Source organism: Candidatus Limnocylindrales bacterium (genome assembly GCA_035571835.1).
Classification (GTDB): Bacteria; Desulfobacterota; Binatia; order UBA1149; family CAITLU01; genus DATNBU01.
The window spans coordinates 328,926-352,740 of sequence record DATNBU010000039.1 but is presented as its reverse complement, the minus strand read 5'-3'; the positions used below and the strand labels follow the sequence as shown (position 1 = coordinate 352,740).

Sequence of the window (23,815 nt, the reverse complement as noted above, 5' to 3'; positions counted from 1 at the left end):
TCTCCCGACACGCCACCCTTGTTCTACTGCGCGATCGTGAGCCCGCCGTCGACGATCGCAACCTGGCCGGTGACGAGGTCGGCCTTGAGGAATCCGAGGATCACATCGGTGACGTCTTCGGGCTCGCAGACTTTCTTCAGGACCGAGCGTGCCGACGCGAGTTGCTCGAGCATCTCGTAGTTGTCGCCGTAACCGGCCTTCAGCCAGCGGCCGCGGATGAAGCCCGGTGCAACGGCGTTGACGCGGATGTTCGGCGCGAGCGCGCGAGCGAGCGTGAGCGTCAGGTTGTTCAGCGCGGCCTTGGATGCACAGTACGGGATCGACGAGCCGATGCCGTTGGTGCCCGCGATGCTCGACGTCATGACGATCGCGCCTCCGCCCGACGTTTCCATCGCCGCACGCACCGCGCGCGCGCACTGGAACGGCCCGATCAGGTTCACACCGAAGATGCGCTGCCAGATCTCCGGGGTCAGCAGGTCGAGCTCGTGGTGCGGGATGAACTCGGTCGTGCCGGCATTAGCGATGAGGATGTCGAGCCGGCCGAACTCGCGGACGGCGGTGTCGGCGAGGCGCCGGCAACCGTCGTCGTCGGCGACGTCGGCCTGGACGGCAATCGCCTTGGCGCCGAGGGCGCAGGCGTCGGCGGCCGTCTGCTCTGCGTCGTCCTTTGACTTCGAGTAGTTGACGAGGACCGAGCACCCGGAGCGGGCCAGCTCGAGGGCTGTTGCGCGGCCGACGCCGGTGCCTCCGCCGGTTACGATCGCCGCTTTCCCTTCGATTTTCATCATCTGTCTCCTTTTTGCGTGCCAGCCGGGCGGTTGGGCCGGTCCGTTTCACGAACTTTCATCATTTTTCTACTTTCTTCTCGGGCCGGAAACGGCTATCCCATCTTCGTGGCCACGAAAGCGCAGGACGAACGGACCGGGGACGGCGAAACGCTGCTGACGATGAAGCAGGTGGCGGCCCGGACCGGACTGCACCTGAAATCGATCTACCGGCTTTCCGATCGCGGCGAGCTGCCGACGGTACGAGTCGGCCGGCGGACGCTGCGCGTCCCGGCAAGCGCGCTGGAACGGCTTGCGGGCACCATCGGCGCCGAGGGCGCGGCCGGCGTGGCGGCGAAGGGTAGCGGGCCAGCGCCGGCGTCCGAAGCTACTGCGGCGGCTGCTGCTACCGCGTCCGCAGCTACGGCGGCTGCAGCTACGGCGGCTGCAAAGGAAGTCTTTTCCCATGATCCAAATGTCCGAAATGCCCGAGCCAGTGTCCTTTCCCATGAGCGAACTGCGATGCAACCGATTCTGAAGTCCGCGAAGCTTGCCGGTGTCTGTTACGACATTCGCGGTCCCGTGCTCGCGCGCGCCAAGCAGATGGAAGAGGACGGGCAGAACATCATCAAGCTGAACATCGGCAATCCGGCCGCGTTCGGCCTGGTCGCACCGGAAGAGATCGTCCAGGACGTCATTCACAACCTGCGCGACGCGTCCGGATACTGCGACTCGAAGGGACTGTTCTCGGCGCGCAAGGCCATCATGCACTACACGCAGCTCAAGGGCGTGCGCGGCGTGACGATGGAAGACATCTACATCGGCAACGGCGTCTCCGAGCTGATCGTGATGACGATGAACGCGCTGCTCAACAACGGCGACGAAGTGCTGATTCCCGCGCCGGACTATCCGCTGTGGACCGCGGCCGTGAGCCTGTCGGGCGGCGTCGCGCGTCACTATCTGTGCGACGAAGACAAGGGCTGGATCCCGGATCTCGACGACATCCGGTCGAAGATCACGCCTTCGACGCGCGCGATCGTCGTGATCAATCCGAACAATCCGACCGGCGTGCTGTATCCGGACGACGTGCTGCGCGGAATCGTGAAGATCGCGCGCGACAACGACCTGATCATTTACGCGGACGAGATCTACGACAAGGTCCTGTTTGACGGCAGGAAGCACACCGCGATCTCGACACTGTCTGGCGACGTGCTGTGCCTTACATTCGGCGGGCTGTCGAAGAATTGGCGGGCGTGCGGCTATCGCTCGGGCTGGTGCATCGTGACCGGAGAGAAGTCGCACGCGAAGGATTACATCGAAGGGCTCGACATGCTGGCGTCGATGCGTCTATGCGCGAATGTGCCGGGGCAGCACGCGATCCAGACGGCGCTCGGAGGCCACCAGAGCATCGACGACCTCGTCGCTCCCGCGGGCCGGCTCACGCGCCAGCGCGATCTTGCATGGGAGCTGCTGACGGCGATTCCGGGAGTTTCGTGCGTCAAGCCGCAGGCCGCGATGTACCTGTTCCCGCGGCTCGATCCGACGATTTATCCGATCGCCGACGACGAAGAGTTCGTGCTCGAGTTTCTCAAAGAAGAGAAGGTCCTCGTCGTGCAGGGGACCGGCTTCAACTGGCCGCATCCCGATCACCTGCGGATCGTTTTCCTGCCGAACCCTGAGGACCTGACCGAAGCGATCGGACGCCTCGCCAGGTTCCTCGAGCGCTATCGGCAGCGGCATGCCGCCTAGTCGTTACGGGTTGCCGAGGCTGTCGGCGTATCCGGCGAGGCCGACTTCCGAAGCCAGCTGGGCGACGTTCTTGATCCAGACGTAGCCGCTGCCGGTTTCGACCAGATCGAGCTTTTTCCAGTGCTGGAGAATCTTGTTCACGGTTTCCCGCGACGACGTGATGCTGGAGGCAAGCTCGCGCTGGGGCAGGCGGTGCAGTACCCGCAGACCTTCGCCGCTGGTTTCGCCGTTCACCTTGGCGAAATCGAGCAGACAACGGAAAAGCCGGGCGGGCGGGGAAAGGAACGCCGAGCGCTCGGCCATATCGGTCGTGGCCCGCAGCTTTGCACAGACGACCGACAGCACGCGGAACAGCACGTCGGTGCGGACGGTCAGAAAGTCGAGTACCGACTTCCGGTCGAGGCACAGGAGCGTAACATTTGTCAGTGCCACTGCGTCGGCCGATCGCTCGCGGCCGTCGAGAACCGAAAGCTCGCCGAAAATCTGGCCCCGCTCGACGATGGTCAGCAGGAGCTCGGTGTCGCGCATCGACGTGGCGATAATCTTCACACGGCCTGAAACGACGATCAGCATCGTGTCGCCGGGATCTCCGCGACGCAGAATGATCGAATCGGCCTTGGCTTTCTGGATTTTTACGGCTTCGACGAGTGGCGCGACTTCGGCGTCCTGAAGGCCCCGGAACAGAAGCGATTGCCGGAGAAGCATGCTGATCTCGCGTGGACTCGGTACGTTCGTCGGCATGGACGATAGATACGCGAGCAACCGAGTCAGTGAAAGTCGCGGCTCGTCGCTTGTGCTGGTTTTTGCGCAAGTTTCGGCACCCACAAGCGGCTGGCCACGACGTGCACGACGCGGCCCTCGGCCTGGAGCTTGCCGCTGACGCCGAGGAATGAGGCCGTCCTGGCGAGAATGGGGTACTCGTCGAGCACGCTTTGCCAGAGGATCACGTTGACGAACCCCGTTTCGTCTTCGAGCGTCATAAAGACCACACCCTTGGCTGTGCTTGGCCGCTGGCGACAGATCACGATGCCGGCGAAATCGACCTGCCGGCCGTCGCCGATGCGCACGAGCTCGGCTGCGGTGGGAAGTCCTCGGCTCCGCAGCTCTTCACGAAGCGGGCCGAGCGGATAACCACGTACGCTGTGCGCCGTGCGCAGGTGGTCCCACGCGATCGTTTCGAAGTCGGTCAGCGCATCGAAAGCGGGTACCGGCGTACGGTCTTCGAGCAGAAGCGGCGTGGGCGTATTCGCCTGCCAGAGGGCGCGACGCCGGTCGCTCTCGAGGTTTTCGAGCGCGCCGGCTTCGGCGAGAGCTTCGAGAGCAGGCCGCCCGACGCCGCTCGAACGGACGAAATCGTCCATGGATTCGTACGGCTGGTTTCGCACGATCGATTCCGCGTCAGTTCTGGCAAGCCCTTTGACGAAGCGAAGCCCCATGCGCACGCCGAAGTCTTTCGCCGTGAGCTCCATCGTGCAGTCGATTGCGCTTGTCTGGACGTCGATCGGAAAGATTTCGACGCCGTGGCGGGCCGCATCGCCGACGATGGTCGAGACCGAATAGAATCCCATCGGCTGTGCATTGAGCAGGCCGCACGTGAATTCGACCGGGTAGTGGCAGCGCAGCCACGCCGTCGCGTACGCGATCAGCGCGAAGCTGGCCGCATGGCTTTCCGGAAAACCGTATTCGCCGAAGCCGCGGATCTGTTCGAAGACCCGTTCGGCAAATTCGTGGCGGATCCCCTTGGCCGTCATGCGTGCGATGAGGCGCTCGCGGTGCTTTTCGATGCGGCCGGTACGGCGCCATGCGGCCATGTCCCTTCGAAGCTGATCGGCTTCGCCCGGCGTGTAGTCGGCCGCGACCATCGCCAGGCGCATCACCTGTTCCTGGAACAGCGGCACGCCGAGCGTTCGTGCGAGCACCGGGCGCAGGCATTCGTGCGGATACTCGATCGGCTCTTCGCCGGCGCGGCGGCGCAGATACGGATGGACCATGCCGCCGGTAATCGGCCCGGGCCGCACGATGCTGATCTGGATGACGAGATCGTAGAACGTGCGTGGCTGGAGACGCGGCAGCATTGCCATCTGCGCGCGGCTTTCGATCTGGAAGACGCCGACCGTGTCGCCGCGAGACATCAATTCATAACTCTCGCTGTCTTCTGCTGGAATCGTGGCCATCGACAGCTCGATCCCCCGGCACCGCCGCAGCTCTTTCAGCGCAAGATCGAGCATCGTCAGCGCACCGAGCCCGAGCAGGTCGACCTTGAAAAGGCCGAGCGTCTCGATGTCGTCCTTGTCCCACTGGATGACCGTGCGGCCTTCCATCGTCGCGTTCTCGATCGGAACGATGTCGCTGACCGGTTCGTGACCGAGCAGGAAGCCGCCGGGATGGATCGACAGATGCCGCGGGAAATCGAGAATTTCGTTCGCGAGCGAGAACAGGTGCGCGCCGGCGCCGATGCCGGGGTCGAGCCCTGCCGCCGACATCGTCTCGACGGCGATGTCGCCGTAATGCGACAGAAGCCGCGCAAGGCGGTCCAGCGCAGTGCCGGGAATCCCCAGAGCTTTCCCTACGTCTCTTACCGCGGACCGCGGCCGGTAGCGGACGACATTGGCGACCATCGCGGCATGACTGCGGCCGTATTTCTCGTAGACGTGCTGGATCACCTCTTCGCGACGCTCGTGCATGATGTCGAGGTCGATGTCGGGCGGCTCGGCGCGCTCGCGCGACAGGAAGCGCTCGAACAGAAAACCCATCCGTACCGGATCGATCGCGGTGATGCCGAGGCAATAGCAGACCGCCGAATTGGCCGCCGACCCGCGGCCCTGGCAGAGAATTCCGCGGCTGCGGCAGAACTCGACGATCTCGTGCATCGTCAGGAAGTAACCGCCGTAGTCGAGCTCGCGAATGAGAGCCAGCTCTTTTTCGAGCTGCTCGGCAACGTCGCGGGGCACGTCGCCATATCGTTCCCGAGCGCCCTGAAGCACGGCGCACTCCAGCCTCTCGATCGCGCCTTCGGTCGGATAGCGATAGCGGATCTGGTCGAGCGAGAACTGGCAACGTGCGGCGACTTCGCGAGTGCGCTCGAGCGAGGCCATGTCGTCGGCGAACAGGCCGGCCATCGCGTACGATGTCTCGAGCGCATGCTCGGCATTCGGCTGGATGCGCCGGCCGGCGTTGGCGAGCGTGACGTCTTCGCGGATGCACGTGAGGACGTCGTGAAGCGGACGCCGCGAACGCACGTGATAGAGAACTTCTTTGGCCGCCACGGTCGCGATGCCGTATCGCGAAGCGCGCTCGCGCAGGCGTGCTTCCTGGTGCGGCTCTTCCGCACGGCGATGGCGGGCGACCATGGCGTAGAGCCTGTCTCCAAAAGCATCGCGCAGGTCTTTGGCGACAAGATGCGGCTCGATGCGGCTTGCGAGCAGGCTGCGCTCGCCGCCCCACAGTGCGAGAACGCCGCTGGCATGCTCGCAGATTTCGCGCCAGGTGACCCACGAATCGCCTTTCTCACAACGAAGCCGCCCCTTCGTGATCAATCGACAGATGCTCCGATGGCCTTCGCGATCCTCGGCAAGGAGCACGATGCGCGTGCCGTCCTCGATCGTGATCTCGGAGCCGACGATGAGGTGGACGCCGAGCTCGCGGGCACGCTCGTGAGCGCGGACGATGCCGTACATTCCGTCGACGTCCGTAACTGCGAGCGCCGAAAGCCCGAGCTCGGCAGCGCGGTCGACGAGCTCTTCCGGATGACTCGCGCCGCGCAGGAACGACCCGTTGCTCTTGCACCACAGAGCCGCGTACGCGATCACAGGTAGCGATCTCCGAACAGCTTTCCGAGCGGCATATCCCAGACGATCCCGAGCGGTGCGCGGCCGCGCGCACGAATACGGCCCGCATGCAGGCCATGCAGATGGTGTGACGCGCAGACCGTAATGCGGTTGCCCTGCGCATTCCCGCCGCCGAGCGAACGAAACAGCACATGGTGATCGTGAAGATTGCGACGCGAGCGGCAACCGGGCACTGCGCAGCGCCAGCCGTCGCGCTCGAACACCGGATCGCGGTGTTTCGGCGCCGACATCCATTCGAGAAGTGCCTGCGCGACCATCCGCTCGAATGCCGAGCCGCGGGATTCGCCGCCGCGGCGCAGCGCGAGCATCGTTTGCTCGGCAAGAGAGGCGACTTCGGATGGAACCCGCAGCGTGAGCTCGACCGAACGCGCGGTCGAATCCGCTTCGCCGTGCGCACGCATTTGCACTCGCTCGCGCTCGAGCACCGACAGTCGTTCGGCGCGAACGTCGTGGTCGAGCGGCGGCGGGGCAGGGGCTTCGAACGACTCGCTGCCGGACGATGCATCACGCTGGTCGAGAGCCCACTCGACCTCGTCCTCGAGCCGGCGAAGCGTCACCGCCTGCGCACGCGCGATCCAGGCTGCGTCGTGGCGCGACCCCGTCACGGGAAGCAGTGCGCTCACCGCAAGATAGGACAGCCGGCCTTCCCGATACGCCGAAGCCAGCTCGCCGGAATGGCTCGCAGCTTGACGCTCGATGGCAATCAGCAGCCACGCCTTGCGGGCACAGAAGTCGAGCCGGTCTTCGACGTAGTCGGCGAACCTCGTGAAGCCGAACGCGCGATGAATGCGGCGCTCGAGCGCAAGAACGAGCAGCCCGCCGAGCTCGCAGTCGATGCGCTGGATCGCACGCTCGATGCCGCGCAGCCGTGCGTCGAGGGTGAACGGATCGGTGGCAGCGTCGCAGTCGAATGCGGCAATCTCCGCGGGATCGAGATCCTGCGCCTCGAATCCGCCGTCGTCGGGTTGCGATGACTGGTCGCCTGCCGAGGCCTCAGCAGCGGGCTGCCTGGGAGGCCGCATGCCGCACGCATCCGGCTGCACTTCGCCACAAAGCGGCGCTCCACTTGCCGCTTCCGCTACGACGAGCTCGAGAACCTGCGCGCGCGTAAGCGACGAGCCCGCGCTGCGCTCGGCCATCTCGCACGTCGCACGCCACAGCCGCCGCCCGTCGCGGGAAATACGTACCGAGAAACGGACCGGGCAATCTTCGGGATCGCCGGTCGGGTCGACACAAGGAAGATCGGCTGATTGCAATGCCGCTTGCGGGTTTCGCACGGCATTGGCGTGATCCCTTACGCGCGCGGCGAGGGTTCTCGTATCGCAGTGCTGCGCAATCCCGATCCAGCCGAGCTCGTTTGTCGCGCTCGCAACGGCCGACACCAGACGAACCTTTGTCCACGAAAGACGCGACTCGACAAACGCCGTTGCAAGATGGGGAAGATGCTCGAGCGCGCCGGCAACACGCGCATCGTCCTCGAGGGTACGGCCGGCGATGCCGAGGCGCTCGCGGCTGTAGTCGCCGATGCGCGAGTAACCGAGAACGCACCAGCTGCGCTTGGATCGCATCGATGCCGCAAGACGTCCGCGCAGGAAACGAAGCCGCGAGGTCCGGCGCGTTTTCTGAAGAATGATTCTCTCCAGGCCGGCGTCATCGAGGGGAAGCTGCGGCTCGACAGCCCGGCACACGGCCGGGTTCCCACCTGTCGTCGACAGCGACTCCAGCAACCAATCGAAATGCCGCGCGGGATGCCGGAAATCCGCATTCCGCCGTGGCGACGGTGACCGTTGCTGCACGGGTTCCAGCGCCGGCTCCATGGCGAAAATATGGCGAAACCCGCTGTCCGCCGCAAGCGGAAAATGCCGTTTAACCCGCAGAAATTACATAAACGCATACGCCGACCCCTCTTGGCGCAACCGGTTCGGCCGGCACACTTACCGATTCGACCCGCGCAGGTCCGCCGCCGGCGGACCCGGAAATGCCCGCACTGTTCGACGAGCGCGCAATCGCACTCCGGTTTCATTTTTCTCTTTCGCTTTGCCCGTCCGCAGCGCCGCGATGTTATCGCGCACACACGATTCCTTGTCCGTAACCCGCGGCACCTGTCGGTAACGCGACGTCGCCTTTGGCGCGTGGTTCGCGCGAGGCGGGATAACAAACGTGAAAAGGCTCCGCGTCCAGTACGCGGAGCCTTTTTCATTTTACGCCGCGGCGAGCGCCAACCTGCATTCGTTAGCCGCGTGCAACGAACGTCGCCTGCACCTGCCTCGAGCGAAACCGTTGCATTCAGCCCGCCGCCACTTCGAACGTCTCGATCAGCATCGGCACGAGGCCGATGGCGGGCGGCCGGCCGGTCGATGGCGGTAGTTCGGACGGACCGCTAAGGTCGCATTGCAGCGACTGCTCGTTGCCGTGCGGGAGGCCCAACTCATGAAACCCAGAATGGCGTCACGAGTCTTCCTTGTGCTCTTTACTGCCGGCGCAATTCTATCGCCCGGTTCGAACGCCCACGCGGCGAATTCGGTCGAGATCAATTCCTGCGGACAGGTTCTCGAGGGCGGCGGCTATCTGTCCGCCGATCTCGATTGCTTGGGTGACACCACCGACGAGCCCACACTGACCGTGGGATCGGATGGCATCGTTGACCTTCGAGGCTTCACGCTGACGAGTCGCGCCAGCGAAGACGTTCCGACGGTCGTGTGCGATCCACGCTGTACGATCCTCGGCCCAGGCACCATCGTCGGTTCTCCGAATGGGGACGGCGGGGTTGTCGGTACGCCGCCGTACCAATGGTCCGGAACCCGTGTCGAAGTCATCGGAGCAACCATCACCGGCGGCTCCAAAGGCGTCGTTGCTCGTCGAGTCAGTCTTCAGGATGCAGTCATCAGCGGAAATCGCCATTCCGGAGTCTGGAGTTTTTACGCGATCGTTGAAAGCTCGGAGCTGACCGGCAACGGGATAGGTGACAATGGCCTTCTTTCCGGAACGGCATTGGTCGCGCAGCTGAAGGCACGCGTCACGGACTCGCACATTTCCGGAAACGGCAAAGCCGGAGTCGTCGGCCCGCATACCAAGCTCATTCATTCGACCGTGACCGGCAATGACGCCGACCCGAGGTGCACGACGGAAATCTGCGCGGACCTGTTCGGCGAATCGCGCCCGAAGCTCGACTCGTCTTCGTGCGATACCAGCGCGACCGTGCAGTGGCCGGGTGGAACCGGTGCAGTGCAAAACTGGGGAGTGTGCGATCTGGACTGACCCACGCTGTTGGACGTCCTCCGCGAGAAACAAATTCCGCATTGACCCGGCGGTGACATCCGGTGGTATAAGCTCCGACCATTGTGATCCCGTACAAAGGAGCTTCGATGCAATCTCGCCTTGCGCTGCCCACCCTCTGTCTTCTTGCACTGATCCCGGCGCAGGCGAACGCGAACAAGGACTGTTTTCTTTCCTCGGGCGGGTCGTCGTCGTCGCTGGGAACGCTCGGCGGCGTCGACTGCTATGCGTACGCCATGAACGATTCCGGCCAGATCACCGGGCATTCCACTTTCGCGCCCGGCAGCAACATCTCCGGTCACGCGTTTCTCTATTCCGCCGGAACGATGACGGATCTGGGTGGATCGACGATCGCGAGCGTCGGATTCGACGTCAACAACGCCGGTCAGGTCGTCGGGATGGCGAATTTCGATTATGGGCTCCCGCGAGCGTTCCGCTACAGCGGCGGCGTCATGACGGATCTCGGAACGCTCAGTCCAGGCTCCAGCCGCGCCCTTCTGATCAACGATGCGGGCCAGGTTGCCGGCGAGACGGATGCGCCCCAGGGCAGGCACGCCTTTCTCCATGAAGGAGGCGTGATGACCGATCTCGGGGTGCTGGGCTCGGATCTGAGCAGTTCTCCGGTCGCGATGAACAGCTCCGGACAAGTGGTTGGCGTTTCCGTCTCTTACGTAGCTACGCGCGGTTTTCTTTACTCCGGCGGCGTGATGACCGACCTTGGAACGCTGGGCGGCGACACCTTTCCACGCGCCATCAACGATGCCGGCCAGGTCGTGGGAGTTTCGCAGACTGCGGGAGGCGTCGATCACGCGTTCCTCTACCAGGGTGGCGTCATGACCGATCTCGGGACACTCGGCGGCACTGCCGCCGACTCATCGGCGGCGGTTGCAATCAACAGCGCGGGTCAGATCGTCGGCTCGTCGACGGTGTCGGGAAACACGCACGGCTTTCTCTACGACGGCGGGATCATGACCGACATCGGCAATTTCGAGCCGCAATCGATCAACGACAACGGGCAGGTCATGGCGCTGGCCACCGATCACGCCGTTGTCTATGCCGGCGGTGTGACCACCGACGTTTCACTGCTGGAAGGAGCGAAGACGAGCGTCGGCGTCGCAATCAACTCTTCCGGTCAGATTGCGGGTAATCAGCACGGCGTTTTTTGTCCGTCCGAGCCGCTGAATTCCTGCGTGCCCGCTGTGCGCGTATCGCTCAGAGTGAAGAAGGCAGCCGTCGATTCGGGCGACCGGATACTCTGGAACTGGCGCGGCGCCGGCGACGCCTCGATTTACGCAACTGATCAGGACGCAATGATGTGCGTGTACGATTCCGTGGCAGGTCAGCACACGCTGGCGGCAGAGCTGGGTGTCGGCGCCGACGGATGGAGACCCGTGAATGACGGGCTGTATTCGAGTTATGTATTCGCCGATCCTGCAGGAGCGCAGGACGGAATCACCAAATTCCGATTGCTCAACGGCCTGGGAGCTCGTCCGTCGGCGCAGTTGCTGGCGAAGGGCGAGAACGTCCCGATGCCGCTTCCCTACAGTGGTGACCGGATGTTCAACCAGGAAAGCGACGTGACGGTGCAGGTGGTTCAGTCTTACCAGTGCTGGTCGAGCGAGTTCGCCGACGCCGACACCAACACGGCGGAACTTTTCAAAGCGAAGGCTCCGTAAGGAATCAGCCGGGTCGCGACGTCTGCCGGTCACAATGCGTTCACAGGACGGCGTCGTACTACTCGACCTTCCCCGCAAGAAACCACCGTCGCCGCTGCCGGTCATAATAGACCCACAGGATCTCTCCGCTCTCGGTGCTCGCGTAATGATACTCGCGATGCAGCTCGCGATTCCACCATCCGCCGGAGACGATGTACGGCCCCGCCATGTTCTCGACGCGACCGTGAGCCGTGCCGCGCCCGGCCGCGGCACTTTCGCGCACCTCCGGCGGAGCCGGTCGTTGTGCATCCTGCTCATACGTACGCGCTTTGGCGCGCAATGCGCGCCGCTGGCCGGTTGCCGGCGACGCGATCCAGCAGTCGTCGCGCTCGCGAAACGGTTTCGGCGGCAGCGCGAGCGGCTGCTGCTCGAGGCGGCGCACGAGCGGTTTGCGCAGCACGACGCGCGGCGATGGAGCAATGAGGTTCTCCAACGTCTCCCACGCAAAGCCCGCTTCGGGAAGATGTCCCTGGCGCAGCACCGCGCGCACGACCGAGCTTTCTCCGAACTCGGCCTTCACGCGCGCGATCGCGCGCGCGCCGGCGGCAAGGTCGCGGCGTGTACGGTCATGGAACAGGCGAAGCTGATCGGCGCCGGCTGCGGCCGCCTGCGCCTCGACTTCGATTTCGATGATCGACGAACCCGCAAGCTCGCGCCGGATTTCTGTCTCGAGACGAAGTCGTACGAGATCGATGAGCACCGCTTCGTCGAGCGTCGGCTCGGCGGCGCGAACATCGAATACAACGGAAGGACGGTCGCGGCGCAGGCTGCGATGAAGTGAGATCGCAAGCAGAGCGACCGCTTTCCCCTGCGCGGCCATCGAAGCGAGAAGCAGGCCGAGCAGGCCACGCACCAGAAACAGCACGATGCCGGAGTCGCTCACCGGATCTTCGAGAAGAAGCGTGCGCCGCAGCGGCTCTTCTGCCGCGCGCGCAGCCAGCGGATCCCATGCGTCTCCGCGTGCACGGCGATGCAGCAGCCACGCGTCGTTGCCAAAACGCCGTCGGATCCCGTCGGCCGGCAGGTCGAGGAAACCGCCGACGGTACGCACGCCGAGCCGCGAGAGCTTGCCGAGCAGGTCGGGATCGATGCCGAGACGCTCGAGCGTGACATCGCGTGCGCGGCGGCGCTCTTCTTCTTCGCTGTGGCAGACGAGCACGCGGCGTTTCTGCGTTTTCGCAAGGGCATAGGTTCCGAAGCGCGTGAAGCCGGCGGCAACGCGCGCATCGTAACCAGCTGCGTGCAGGCTGCGCGCCACCGCTCGCGCCCATGCCTCGATGCTCGCGTAGAGGCTTTCGAGACCGTTGGCATCGAGCCAGAACACGCCGGGCTCTTCGCGCGACGGCTCGATGTTCGGCGTGTGCAGCCGCAGCGTCTCCAGAATCGCGGCCGCCGCCGCGTCGATCTCGGTTTTGACAACGACACCGGCACGCAGGCGTCCGTCGAGCGAGAGCGCCGACGCATAGCGCATGCCGGCGCGCAGCCCGCCGCGCCATGCGCGCTCGTTCAGCCAGAGGAGCTTGCCGTTCGGCTCGTCGGCATCGACGACCGCAGCGGGAAGTGCGTTCCATTCCGGATGCGCGCGAAGCAGCAGCTGCAGCGCCAGCGCAGGAACGTCAACGCAGGCCCGGCGGTCCACGGAAGGTTTCCTCATGGGTCCAGCCGGGAGCGCGTCGCTTGTCTTTGCGTGCTTCGATCGTGCACGCGAAACGGCCGGCGCCGAGCTGCCGGCGCGAAGCCGCGACCCGCAGCGAGACGATCGGTGCGAGCGAACTGTCGGCGGATCGTTCGGTCAGGAACACCACCGCGGCGTGGTGTTTCTGCGCGAGTCCGAGCAGGCGGCTGAGAAGAGGCGACGGCACATCGGCCTGTGCACCGAGGTCGAGAATGACGAGACCGAACGCTCCGGACCGCAGCAGCTTGTCGGCTGCGCGCGCCGCTGCCCGCGCGTCCGTCAGGCCGTCAGGCCGGTTGGAGTTGATGCGAACGACGACGAGCGCCGCCAAGTCGATGCCGGCTGCGTCGAGATCCGGTGGAAAAAAACTCGAAGACCGAACGTTGATCCAGGCTACCGGCTCGCCGAGCTGCTGGGCCTTCCAGACAAGGCCGGCCGCGACCGTCAGTGCGGCGCTGCCGTAGCGGCGCGATTCGTCGATGTCCCAGATGCTGGTTGCGCGGGTACGCGGCTCACCGGCGGAAGCATTGCTGCTGGAGGCCATGCTGGTTGCCGGCATCGAAACCGATCCGCCGGTGATTTCGACGAGACGTCCTGCCAGAGCCGAAAGCTCCCAGACGGCCGCGATCGAAGTGTCTTGAACGGGCGGGGCCGAAAGATTCCGGACCAGTGCCGCCTGCACGGATTCCGCCCGGGATTCGCCGGGATCGGACAGCAGAGGCAGTGCGTTCGGGACAGGGGCTTCCATAACCCGGCCCGTTTAGCAGAGCCCTTTCCGGCGAACAAGAGGCGAAAACGAAGTTTCAGCCCGCGCCTTCCGGCATCTGCGGAAGTTCGTCACAAAGCTCGGTCCACGGCGCCTTCGTTGCCACGTACGCGTGCCATGACGGGCGCACGCCCGGATCCGACCGGAGGGTACCGCACCGGACGCTGACGACATGGCTCGTCGCATCCGCGTGGCTGTAGATCGGCGAGCCGCAGCTCGAACAGAACCAGCGGCGCTTGGCCGGGCTCGATTCGTAAGACGAAAGCTTGTCGCGCCCGTCGATCACCGAGAACGCATCGGCGGCCACCAGGATGTTGGTTGCGAACGATGCACCGGAAGCCGCGCGGCACGTGCCGCAGTGACAGTGGTACATCACGATCGGCTCACCGCGGATTTCGTAGCGGATGCTTCCACACAGGCACGAGCCTTCGAGCATGGCCTCTCGCTCCTTACGTTCTAGTACTCGACGAACGCGTCGTCGGGATAGCAGTACAGCCACTGCTCGAGCGGCTCGGCCGACGCGATCACCGGATGCCCGGTTGCTTTTGCATGCGCGGTCGCATGCCGGTTCGGCGAGTCATCGCAGCACCGCGTCGCGCCGCACTCCTGGCAGATTCGCAGGTGAACCCAGCCGCTGCCGATCCTGACGCATTCCTCGCACTCCCTTCGTTCCGGCAATCGAACCTTCGAAATCGCGTCAATGTGGTCACAGGCCATTGCCTTCATTGGTAACTCCCGTTGCGCGTCTTCGGACTATCACGGGTGCGCCTCTTGCGACGATTCATGGCTGCGCGTCTTCCGAGTACTCACAGCTGCGCGTTTTCCAACTACTCACGGCTGCGCCTGCTGCGACTACTCATGAAGGATGCGGTGGACGAATGCGATGGCGATCGAGCCTTCGCCGACTGCGGATGCCACGCGCTTGATGTTGCCGGAGCGTGCATCGCCGACGGCGAGGATTCCCGGCCGGCTGGTCTCCAGCAGGTATGGGGCACGCGTGAGCGGCCAGTGCTGCGCCGCCATGTCCTCCGGCGACAGGTCCGGGCCGGTCTTGACGAAGCCGTTGGTGTCGAGCGTGATGCAGCCGTCGATCCACGCCGTCGCCGGCACGGCGCCGGTCATCATGAAAACGTGCCGGATGGCATGCGAATCGACATGGCCGTCCATCGTGTTGCGCCACTGTATCTTCTCGAGATGCTCGTCGCCTTCGAGCGCCACGATCTCGGTGTGCGCGTGCAGCGTGATCGACGGGTTGTCTTCGATGCGGCGAACGAGGTAGCGCGACATCGTCTCGGACAATCCCGACGAACGCACCAGCATGTGAACGTGGCGGGCTGTCTGCGAGAGAAAGACTGCGGCCTGCCCGGCGGAATTGCCGCCGCCGACCACCACGATTTCCTCACTGTGACAGAGCTGCGCTTCCATGAACGTTGCGCCGTAGTACACGCCGGCATTCTCGAACAGCGGCAGATTTTCGATCGGTGGCTTTCGGTACTGCGCTCCGGTGGCAATCACGACCGTCCGTGCGCGTAGGCGTTCGCCACCATCGACCTCGATCACGTACGGCGAACGATCGCAGATGAGGCGCACCGCTCCGCTCGCGACCATCACGTGGGCGCCGAACTTCTGCGCCTGCGTGAAGGCTCGTCCTGCCAGCGCCTGACCGGAAATGCCGGTAGGAAAACCGAGATAATTTTCGATCTTCGAGCTCGAACCGGCCTGGCCTCCGGGCGCGTTGGTCTCGAGCACGAGCACGTCGAGGCCTTCGGACGCCGCGTAGACCGCTGCAGCCAGCCCCGCAGGACCGGCGCCGACGACGATCACGTCACGCATGCGCAGCGCATCGACGGCTTCGTTGAGACCCAGGCATTCGGCGATCTGGCGATTGGTGGGATTTCGCAGCACGGCTTCATTGCGGCAGATGAGCACCGGCACGTCGTGGGCCGTGACGTGAAACCGGTCGAGCAGCTGCTGGACGTCCGGGTCGCGATCGAGATCGACGTAGGAGTACGGATGACCGTTGCGGTTCAGGAACTCCTTGACCCCTAACGTCGCCGAACAATAGTTCGAGCCGATGAGCACGACGTCGCCGAGGCCGCTTGCGATCAGCTGCACGCGGCGCACGATGAACGCGCGCATGACGAGCTCGCTCAGCTCGGCGTCGACCTGAACGAGCGCGAGAAGATGTTCACGGTCGAGCTCGACGGCTTCGCCCGCTTCCAGCGCGCGGATGCGAACGAGCGACGGCCGGCCCGAAAGAATCGAGACCTCGCCCGTGAACTGTCCCGGCCCGAGAACCGTCACCAGCGTCTCTCCGAGCGCGTAGCTTCGGACGATTTCGAGATGGCCGGCGATCACCACGAAGCACGACAGGATTTCCTGTCCTGCTTCGACCAGGATCTCTCCGGCGCGAACGGACCGCGTTTTTCCGCGCGCCGTGATCCGTTTCATCTGCTTCGGCGTCAGCGTCGGGAACATCCGCTCGTCGCTTGCGGAGAGCGGCGTGGGCGGGTTTCCCCGGCTGCGGTCTCCGTCCGTCATGCGGAACCTGACTAGCGCAGGCCGTGCGCGGATACTCGCGCCCGTTTCACCCGACTGGTGGCCCCCGGGCTCATTCCAAACAGCAGCCGACAGGATAAAGGTTGGAACATGAGCAGGATGGATCAACGAACCTTCGGCTGCACGAAACGCAAGGTCGCCGTGATCGGGCAGGGCACCTGGCGGATCAGCACCGCCGTGCGCAAACCGGCCGAAGCTGCCCTGCGCCATGGCCTCGACCTTGGCATGACGCACATCGATACCGCCGAGATGTACGACGACGCCGAAGTCGTGATCGCCGATGTCATCGCCGGCCGGCGCGACGAAGTGTTTCTGGTTTCCAAGGTGCTCCCGCAGCACGCATCCCGTGCCGCAACGGTTACGGCGTGCGAACGCTCGCTCGCACGCCTGAAGACGGACCGGCTCGACTGTTACCTCCTGCACTGGCGGGGAAGCCATCCGCTCGAAGAAACCATTGCTGCGTTCGAGCAGCTTTCGGATGACGGAAAGATCCTGTCGTGGGGAGTCAGCAACTTCGATACCGAGGATCTGGCGGAGGCGCTGGCCATCGCCGGGCCCGGGCGGATCGCGTGCAACCAGGTCCTGTACCATCTCGGCGAGCGCGCCATCGAGCACGACGTGATCCCATGGTGCCGGACGAACAACGTCGCGGTCGTCGCGTACACGCCGTTCGGCCCCGGGGCCTTTCCCGGACCGAAGTCGAAAGGAGGCCGCGTGCTCGCGGAGATCGCCGAGCGGCACGGCGCGACGCCGCGGCAGGTTGCACTTCGCTTTCTCGTGCGCGACCGATCGACGTTCGCGATCCCCAAGGCATCGCAGCTGGCCCATACGACCGAGAATGCGGGCGCCGCAACGCTTCGCCTGAGCGAGGCCGACATCGCCCGCATCGACGCGGCGTTCCCGCTCGGCCGCCGGCCACGCTCGCTGCCGATGCTTTAGCCGGCAGAACCCGAGCGCACCGACCGCAGCTGCGCCGTCCCTTGTATTGGCACTTCAGATGCCAATATATTGGCGCATGCGGGGAGCGCGCAGCCGGCCCGGAGCATTGCGGTGAGCTGGTGGATCTGGCTCGCGGCGGCTGTCGTCTACGCGCTTTTCCGCGCGTGGTACGACAACTGGCGCGGACCGCTGCGGCGCGACGAGATCGACTCGTTCATGCGCAGCATGCAGGGCACGAGCTCGGCCGAGAAGAACGACCTCGCGGTCGTGCGCGACTTTCTCGAACACGACGACGGCCGCGAGTTCGTGATGCTCAATCTCGTGCGCGTCGAGCGCGGCGACGTGCCGCACCCGACAACCGGCGTGCCTACGCCGGGGCCCGAGCTGCTTCAGCAATACATTCGCTCGTTCATGCCCGCGCTGCTGCGACGCGGCGGTCATCCCGCGATCGTCGGCCGCAAGATCGGCGGCTACGTCGACGCATGGCATGTTCCCGACGACCCGGGATGGACGATGATGGGCTACATGCGCTACCGCAGCCGGCGCGACATGATGAAGCTCGTCCTGCAGCCGCGGTTCCTCGCCATGCATCCGTTCAAAATGGCCGGAACCGCCGAGACGTTCTCGTTTCCGACCCGTCCGGACCTGATGCTGTTTGCGAGCCCGCGCGTATGGATCGGGCTGGTGATCCTCATCGTAGCGTCGTTTGCACAGATTGGAGTGCTTCTTGCGCGCTGAACGCTGCGCGCGCGCAGCGGGCGAACGCGAGCTCGCGCGGAAGGACCGGCATGGATGATTTCGGCAGATCGTTGTTCCCTGCCAGCACCAACGGTGAGTATCGCGGGTCGCTCGCCGCAGGAACGTTCCTTGCCGTCGCTGCGATCCTGACCATCCTTCCCGGTGCGATTCACGCGTTTCTTCCCGACGGAGGCGCCGGGTCGATTGCCGGCCTCGATCTCAGCCATTCCGGCGCGACGATCATCGGAGCGTTCGCATGGGCCGGCGCGACGCAGATCGCACACGGCCTGTCGATGCTCGCCGTCGCGCTGCGCTACCGGACGCTCATCCCCCTCTACCTTGCGCTCGTTCTGCTCGAGCGCATCGTGATGACTCTCAACTGGTGGATCCTCAAGCCTGGCGTGGAGGGGCATCGCCCGCCGGAGGTCTACGCAACGCTCGTGCTGCTGCCGGTGCTCGTGTTCTTCCTGTTCCGATCGATCCGGCCTGCCTCCGGGGCGAATCGGCTGCCTGCTGCCGGCTGAAGGCCCCTCTTCTTCATCGCTGCCGCTTCGGGACGCGCCGCGGTCGTCACAACCGCGCCATCGGACTATAAAGGGCCTCGCGCAGGGCGCTGGCCGATTGCGAAACGGTCAGTTTCGCGCGATGGAAATCTATCAAGGGGGCCAACGCCGCCAGGTGGAATCGACCAGTCCGGGTCGACCTCCGCCTCACTGAAATGTCCGGGGAAGGGCAGTGAAGGACGAGCGGGGCATGAGCACGACAGCAAAGATGGCTTCGGTCGAGCGCGAAGAAGAGCTCGACGGGCGGCGGCGGCGCGGCAGCACCAGCAGGACGCGCATCGTGGACGCGATGCTGCAGCTCATCCGCGAAGGCACGGTCACGCCCGGCGCGGCCAAGGTTGCCGAGCTCGCCGGCGTCAGCCTTCGCACGGTGTTTCGGCACTTCGAAGAGATGGATTCGCTCTACAAGGAGATCGCCGAATCGGTCCAGACGCGCGTGCTCCCGGCATTTTTCCGGCCGTACGAGTCCGACGCGTGGAAGGACAGGCTTTTCGAGCTCCTCGACCGGCGCATCGACCTTTACGAGGCGATCCTGCCGTTCAAGATTTCCGCCGACCTGCGGCGTTACCAGTCGCCCTACCTCGCCAACGACTACAGCCAGCACCTGATGCTCGAGAAGATGTCGCTCGAGGCGGTGCTTCCGCCGGAGCTCGCCGGTGACGCCGTGCTGTTCTATGCGCTTCGCGCCGCGATGGGATTCCAGGGCTGGCGTATCCTGCGCCACGATCTGGAGCTCGAGATCGCCGACGCGCGCACGACGATGATCCGAACCGTCGAGTCGCTGCTCGCCTCGTCGGGACGCGGCGGCCTGCCTTAAGCCCGGGACGGAATCGCCGGCTCCGCGAAGCGGAATCAGGCGCGCGTCCGGAAGCACGCCCGCAACCACAGTCAGGCGCCCGCCGCGACGCAAACTTGCGCGCAGCCAGAAACATGCGCGCAGCCAGAAACATGATGGACAAGCCGGCCCGCGTCCTACACCTTTCACGATCGGCCTCGGCCTGACAGGCCGCAGCTTTCCGCAACCGCGGCGGAACTGGAGATTGTGGTGTCCACTTCAAGAAGCCCGCTCGCCCGTGTGATCCTTGCCGGCCTGTCCTGCCTCGCCTCGCTGACGGTTCTCGCCGGCAGGCGTGCCGAAGCCGAGACGTTCGTCGTCACCAGCACCAGCACCAACGGCGCCGGCTCGCTTCGCCAGGCAATTCTCGACGCCAACGCGACCCCGGCTCCGGACACCATCGAATTCAACATCCCGGGCATCGGCGTGCTGACGATCGGCGGAAGCCTGCCGACCATCACGAAGACCGTCACCATCGACGGCTACACGCAGCCGACGTCGAGCGTCAACACTGCAACCGGCGACTCGACCAACGCCGTGCTGCGTATCCGGCTCGACGGCGCGACCGCGAAAACCGGCGACGCCGTGCTGACGGTGAGCGGCGGCCAGACGACGATTCGCGGGATCGTCATCAACAACGTCAAGGCAACCGGGAGTGCGATTCTCATCACCGAGCACGCGGCCGGCGTTGCGATCCGCGGATGCTTCATCGGAACCACTCCGACCGGATTCAGCGATTCGACGCACGCGGACGGAATCGTCGTGGAAGGCACGGCGATCATCGGCACTCCGTCGCCCGAGGATCGCAACCTCATCTCGGGCAATGACGGGGCCGGCATCCGGCTCATCGGCCCGCAGTCGGTCGTACAGAACAACCTGATCGGTACCGACAAGACCGGTGCGCCCACGATCCCGAATGGAACAGGGATCCGCTTCGAGACTACGAACTCGAAGGAAGCCGTGATCGGTGGTGATGCCGAGAATGCAGCCAACATCATCGCCGGAAATCTGGAGGAAGGCATCGTGCTGGCCGCGGGCAGCGGCCGCCGCAACCGCATCGAGCGCAACCGCATCTACGGCAACGGCGCGCTCGGCATCGATCTCGGCGCCGACGGCGTTACGCCAAACGATACCGGCGACGCCGACGCCGGTCCGAACGACCTGCTGAACTATCCGGAGCTGACGTCGGCACGGATCAACGGCACCAGGCTTCGCGTTCAGGGTTTCCTCGAAGCCCCGCCCGGCGAGTACCAGGTGGAGTTCTTCTCGAACGCCGTGCCGGATGCGAGCGGATTCGGCGAAGGCGAGCGCTTCCTCGGTACCGCAGTAGTTGTCATTCCCGACGGCAAAGAGCTTGCCGCGTTCACGGCCCTCGTCGAGCTGGGAACCGAAGTGACGACGCCGTTCTTCGTCACATCCACGGTCCAGGATCTCGAGTTGCTGGAAACCAGCGAATTCTCGCGCGCGATCGAAGCCGAAATCGGCGGCGCAGAGCTCGTGGTCCTCAATACCAGCGACAGCGGGGCCGGATCCTTGCGCGCTGCAATCGAGCAGGCCAACAGCCAGCCCGATCCGAACACGATCGTCTTCATCATTGCCGGAACCGGCGTGCACACGATCAAGCCGCTCACCGGTCTTTCGATCACCGCGCCGGTCATCCTCGACGGGTACACGCAGGCCGGATCGGCACCCAACACGCTTGCCGACGGAACCAACGCGGCCATTCGCATCGCCATCGACGGATCCGGGCTGGACGAAGGCGCAGCGCTCACGGTTTCCGGTACGCGGGCAGTCATCCAGGGTCTTGCGGTTCACAGCGCTCCGGGGAGCGGAATTCTCGTCCACGAGGACGCGGCCCTCGAGCTGCTCGGCAGTTTCATCGGAACGGATGCCACCGGGCACGTCGACCTTGGCAACAAGGCGAACGGCATCGAGAACATGACCAGCGGCATCGACGAGCTGGACTCGGCCCGCACCCACATCGGCGGACCATCCGTGGGGCATCGCAATCTCATCTCCGGCAACGACCTTTCGGGGATCGATGACGCCGGCTCCGCAACCGTGATCGTCAACAACATCATCGGAGCCGACGCATCGGGCCTGACCCCGCTCGCCAACACCCTTTCCGGAATTGCCGCTTCCGGCAGCCAGATCGTGATCGGAGGCGACAAGCCGGGTTTCGCAAACGTGATTTCCGGCAACGGCGCAAACGGAGTCGAGGTTGCCAGCGATGCGTTCGGCATCGCGATCCTCGCAAACAGCATCCACGACAACGGCGAGCTCGGCATCGAGCTGCTCGAGACCGATCTCGGCGCCGGCGTCACCCCGAATGACACCGACGACGCGGATGTAGCTGGTGGCAATTTCCTGCAGAACTTCCCGGTGCTCACGTCGCTTACGGCCATCTCGGCCACTCTCGACATCGACGGTACGCTCGACGTGCCGGCGCAGGTCGACCACCGGGATTACGTGATCCGCGTCTTCAAGAATGCGACCTGCGACGCGTCCGGAAACGGAGAAGGCGCGGTGTTTCTCGGCGCGGCCGACTTCGAGCTTTCCGGCGACGACGAGGATTTCTCGATCAGTCTTCCGGTCGTCGTACAGCCGGGCGAGCAGATTACCGCCACCGCGACCGACCTTGAGTCTGGCGATACTTCGGAATTCTCGTCGTGCGCGGAGGTGGTCGAGCCGGCTCCGCTGTGCGGCGACGCGACGCTCAACGATGCCGTCACCGCTACCGATGCGCTGCTCGCGCTGAAAGTCGCCGTCGGCACCGCTACGTGCGCGCTGTGCGTCTGCGATACCAACAGCTCCGGTGCAGTCACGTCGCAGGATGCGTTGTTCATTCTCAAGTTCAGCGTCGGTCAGCCGGTCACGCTCGTTTGTCCGGCCTGCTGAGCCGGCCGTTCCTTACGGGCATCGCGGAGGCGTCTCAACACGCTCTGCGCGGCCCAGAAGCCGCACATCCCGTGCACGCCGCCGCCCGGCGGCGTCGACGACGAGCACAGAAAAATGCGCGGATTCGGCGTCGAGTACGGATCGACGCGCGCGACCGGCCGGAAGAAGAGCTGCGCAAGGTCGGCGGCGCCTCCGTTGATGTCGCCACCCACGTAGTTCGGATTGTAGCGCTCCATCTCCGGAGCCGTCCGTACCGAGCGCGCGAGGATCACGTCGCGGAAGCCGGGCGCGGCGCGCTCGACCTGCTCTTCGATCATCGCTGATGCGTCCATGGTCGAGCCGTTGGGAACGTGACAGTACGCCCACGCGATGTGCATCCCGTCGGGCGCGCGGCTGGTGTCGAAAAGCGTCGGCTGCACGAGGATCACAAACGGATGCTCGGCGACGGTTCCATTCTGCACGGCCGCCTCGGCGCGTGCGACGTCTTGCCAGGTTCCCAGAAGGTGGACGGTGGCCGAGCGCGCGCACCCGGCGTCCCGCCACGGAATCGGCTGCCGGAGCGCCCAGTCCATCTTGCAGACACCGGGGCCATACCGATAGCGCTCGAGCCTGCGACAGTACGACGCCGGCAGCTCGCTGCGTGCAATCGACAGCAGCTGGCGCGGCGTCACATCGAAGACGTACGCGCGTGCCGCGGGCAGATCGGCAACGTGCGCGATGTTTCGACCGGTAACGATGCGGCCGCCGAGCGCACGAAGATGCGACGCGAGCGCTTCCGCGATCGCGCCGGAACCGCCGCGTGCGATCGGCCAGCCGACCGCGTGCGCCGAAATCGCGAGGACCAGCGCGAACGATGCCGTTGCGAGGCTGTCGAGCGGCAGCATCGCATGCGCGGCAATTCCCGCCAGCAGCGCGCGCGCCTCGGCCGTTGCGAAACGACGCTCGAGCAGCCCATTGGCCGAACCGAGACCGGCCAGGCCAAAGCCCGCGAGCAGCAGTGGCGACGACGGCGTGCGAAGCGGCCCGAGAATCATCTCCATCAATTCGTCGAAACGTCGCACGAACGGATCGAACGTCGCGACGTAGGAATCGCGGTCGCTTCCGAGCGCGCGAGCGGTCTCGTTTACGGATCGTTCGAGCGCAACGGCCCTGCCGTCGGCCAGCACGTGAACCACCGGCGCCGGCGGCTCGATCCACGACAGGCCGTAGCTTTCGAGCGGCAGCGTGCGAAAAAACGGAGATGCGATTGCGAGCGGATGCACGGACGAGCACACGTCGTGATGAAATCCCGGCAGCGTCAGCGGCATCGTGCGCATGCCGCCGCCCGCAGTGTCGTGCTGCTCCAGGACCTCGACTTCGAGGCCGGCGCCCGAAAGCGCAATCGCGGCCGCGAGGCCGTTCGGGCCCGAGCCGACGATCGCTGCGTCCACGCTCATCGAAGCCTCATTCCGTGGCGGTCTGCGCCCGCTCGGGCCGGTGGGCAATCCAGG

Annotated in this window: 18 protein-coding genes; 8 read left to right on the top strand and 10 right to left on the bottom strand. The window is 65.0% G+C overall.

Annotation, left to right across the window (positions count from 1 at the left end):
* Nucleotides 1–23: 23 nt before the first annotated feature.
* Complete coding sequence (locus tag VN634_18555) at nucleotides 24–788, bottom strand: SDR family oxidoreductase (protein ID HXC52894.1); 765 nt, start codon at nucleotides 786–788, stop codon at nucleotides 24–26.
* Nucleotides 789–1,286: 498 nt separating this feature from the next.
* Here VN634_18555 and VN634_18550 point away from each other — a divergent pair, with 498 nt between their 5' ends.
* Nucleotides 1,287–2,513: a pyridoxal phosphate-dependent aminotransferase gene (locus VN634_18550; GenBank protein ID HXC52893.1), complete on the top strand. Its 1,227-nt coding sequence runs from the start codon at nucleotides 1,287–1,289 to the stop codon at nucleotides 2,511–2,513.
* 3 nt (nucleotides 2,514–2,516) lie between these two features.
* On the opposite strand, the gene VN634_18545 is transcribed toward VN634_18550, so the two are convergent.
* From VN634_18545 to VN634_18535, 3 genes are all read right to left on the bottom strand, one after another.
* The gene (locus VN634_18545; GenBank protein HXC52892.1) at nucleotides 2,517–3,218 is read right to left on the bottom strand and encodes a Crp/Fnr family transcriptional regulator; all 702 of its coding nucleotides are present in this window, start codon (nucleotides 3,216–3,218) and stop codon (nucleotides 2,517–2,519) included.
* 62 nt (nucleotides 3,219–3,280) lie between these two features.
* Entirely contained in the window at nucleotides 3,281–6,322 is a 3,042-nt protein-coding gene (locus VN634_18540; protein ID HXC52891.1) for an error-prone DNA polymerase, read from the bottom strand.
* Nucleotides 6,319–8,049 (bottom strand): HNH endonuclease signature motif containing protein, encoded by a 1,731-nt coding sequence (locus VN634_18535; GenBank protein HXC52890.1) that lies wholly within the window; start codon nucleotides 8,047–8,049, stop codon nucleotides 6,319–6,321. The genes VN634_18540 and VN634_18535 overlap by 4 nt, the downstream gene beginning before the upstream one ends.
* Nucleotides 8,050–8,791: 742 nt before the next feature.
* Between VN634_18535 and VN634_18530 the strand changes: the two genes are divergently transcribed.
* Nucleotides 8,792–9,619 (top strand): hypothetical protein, encoded by an 828-nt coding sequence (locus VN634_18530; GenBank protein ID HXC52889.1) that lies wholly within the window; start codon nucleotides 8,792–8,794, stop codon nucleotides 9,617–9,619.
* Between the two features lie 107 nt (nucleotides 9,620–9,726).
* The gene (locus VN634_18525) at nucleotides 9,727–11,313 is read left to right on the top strand and encodes a hypothetical protein (GenBank protein ID HXC52888.1); all 1,587 of its coding nucleotides are present in this window, start codon (nucleotides 9,727–9,729) and stop codon (nucleotides 11,311–11,313) included.
* 58 nt (nucleotides 11,314–11,371) lie between these two features.
* On the opposite strand, the gene VN634_18520 is transcribed toward VN634_18525, so the two are convergent.
* From VN634_18520 to VN634_18500, 5 genes are all read right to left on the bottom strand, one after another.
* Nucleotides 11,372–12,991 (bottom strand): hypothetical protein, encoded by a 1,620-nt coding sequence (locus tag VN634_18520; protein ID HXC52887.1) that lies wholly within the window; start codon nucleotides 12,989–12,991, stop codon nucleotides 11,372–11,374.
* A complete protein-coding gene (locus VN634_18515; protein ID HXC52886.1) occupies nucleotides 12,969–13,775 on the bottom strand; it encodes a hypothetical protein in 807 nt (268 codons plus the stop codon). The genes VN634_18520 and VN634_18515 overlap by 23 nt, the downstream gene beginning before the upstream one ends.
* A 55-nt stretch (nucleotides 13,776–13,830) precedes the next feature.
* Entirely contained in the window at nucleotides 13,831–14,229 is a 399-nt protein-coding gene (locus tag VN634_18510; GenBank protein HXC52885.1) for a GFA family protein, read from the bottom strand.
* Between the two features lie 20 nt (nucleotides 14,230–14,249).
* Nucleotides 14,250–14,471, bottom strand: a complete 222-nt coding sequence (locus tag VN634_18505; GenBank protein ID HXC52884.1) for a UBP-type zinc finger domain-containing protein — start codon at nucleotides 14,469–14,471, stop codon at nucleotides 14,250–14,252.
* Between the two features lie 174 nt (nucleotides 14,472–14,645).
* A complete protein-coding gene (locus VN634_18500) occupies nucleotides 14,646–16,334 on the bottom strand; it encodes an FAD-dependent oxidoreductase (protein HXC52883.1) in 1,689 nt (562 codons plus the stop codon).
* Nucleotides 16,335–16,451: 117 nt separating this feature from the next.
* Between VN634_18500 and VN634_18495 the strand changes: the two genes are divergently transcribed.
* The 5 genes from VN634_18495 to VN634_18475 all read left to right on the top strand — a co-directional run bounded on the left by VN634_18495 (nucleotide 16,452) and on the right by VN634_18475 (nucleotide 22,325).
* Nucleotides 16,452–17,291: an aldo/keto reductase gene (locus VN634_18495; protein ID HXC52882.1), complete on the top strand. Its 840-nt coding sequence runs from the start codon at nucleotides 16,452–16,454 to the stop codon at nucleotides 17,289–17,291.
* 111 nt (nucleotides 17,292–17,402) lie between these two features.
* Nucleotides 17,403–18,029: a hypothetical protein gene (locus tag VN634_18490; protein ID HXC52881.1), complete on the top strand. Its 627-nt coding sequence runs from the start codon at nucleotides 17,403–17,405 to the stop codon at nucleotides 18,027–18,029.
* 50 nt (nucleotides 18,030–18,079) lie between these two features.
* A complete protein-coding gene (locus tag VN634_18485) occupies nucleotides 18,080–18,553 on the top strand; it encodes a hypothetical protein (GenBank protein ID HXC52880.1) in 474 nt (157 codons plus the stop codon).
* A gap of 229 nt (nucleotides 18,554–18,782) precedes the next feature.
* Nucleotides 18,783–19,409, top strand: a complete 627-nt coding sequence (locus tag VN634_18480) for a hypothetical protein (protein HXC52879.1) — start codon at nucleotides 18,783–18,785, stop codon at nucleotides 19,407–19,409.
* Between the two features lie 228 nt (nucleotides 19,410–19,637).
* On the top strand, nucleotides 19,638–22,325 hold the full coding sequence (locus tag VN634_18475; protein ID HXC52878.1) for a hypothetical protein: 2,688 nt from the start codon (nucleotides 19,638–19,640) through the stop codon (nucleotides 22,323–22,325).
* Here the strand turns inward: VN634_18475 and VN634_18470 are convergent.
* A complete protein-coding gene (locus VN634_18470) occupies nucleotides 22,292–23,761 on the bottom strand; it encodes an NAD(P)/FAD-dependent oxidoreductase (protein HXC52877.1) in 1,470 nt (489 codons plus the stop codon). The two genes, VN634_18475 and VN634_18470, sit on opposite strands and share 34 nt — an antisense overlap.
* Nucleotides 23,762–23,815 lie beyond the last annotated feature (54 nt).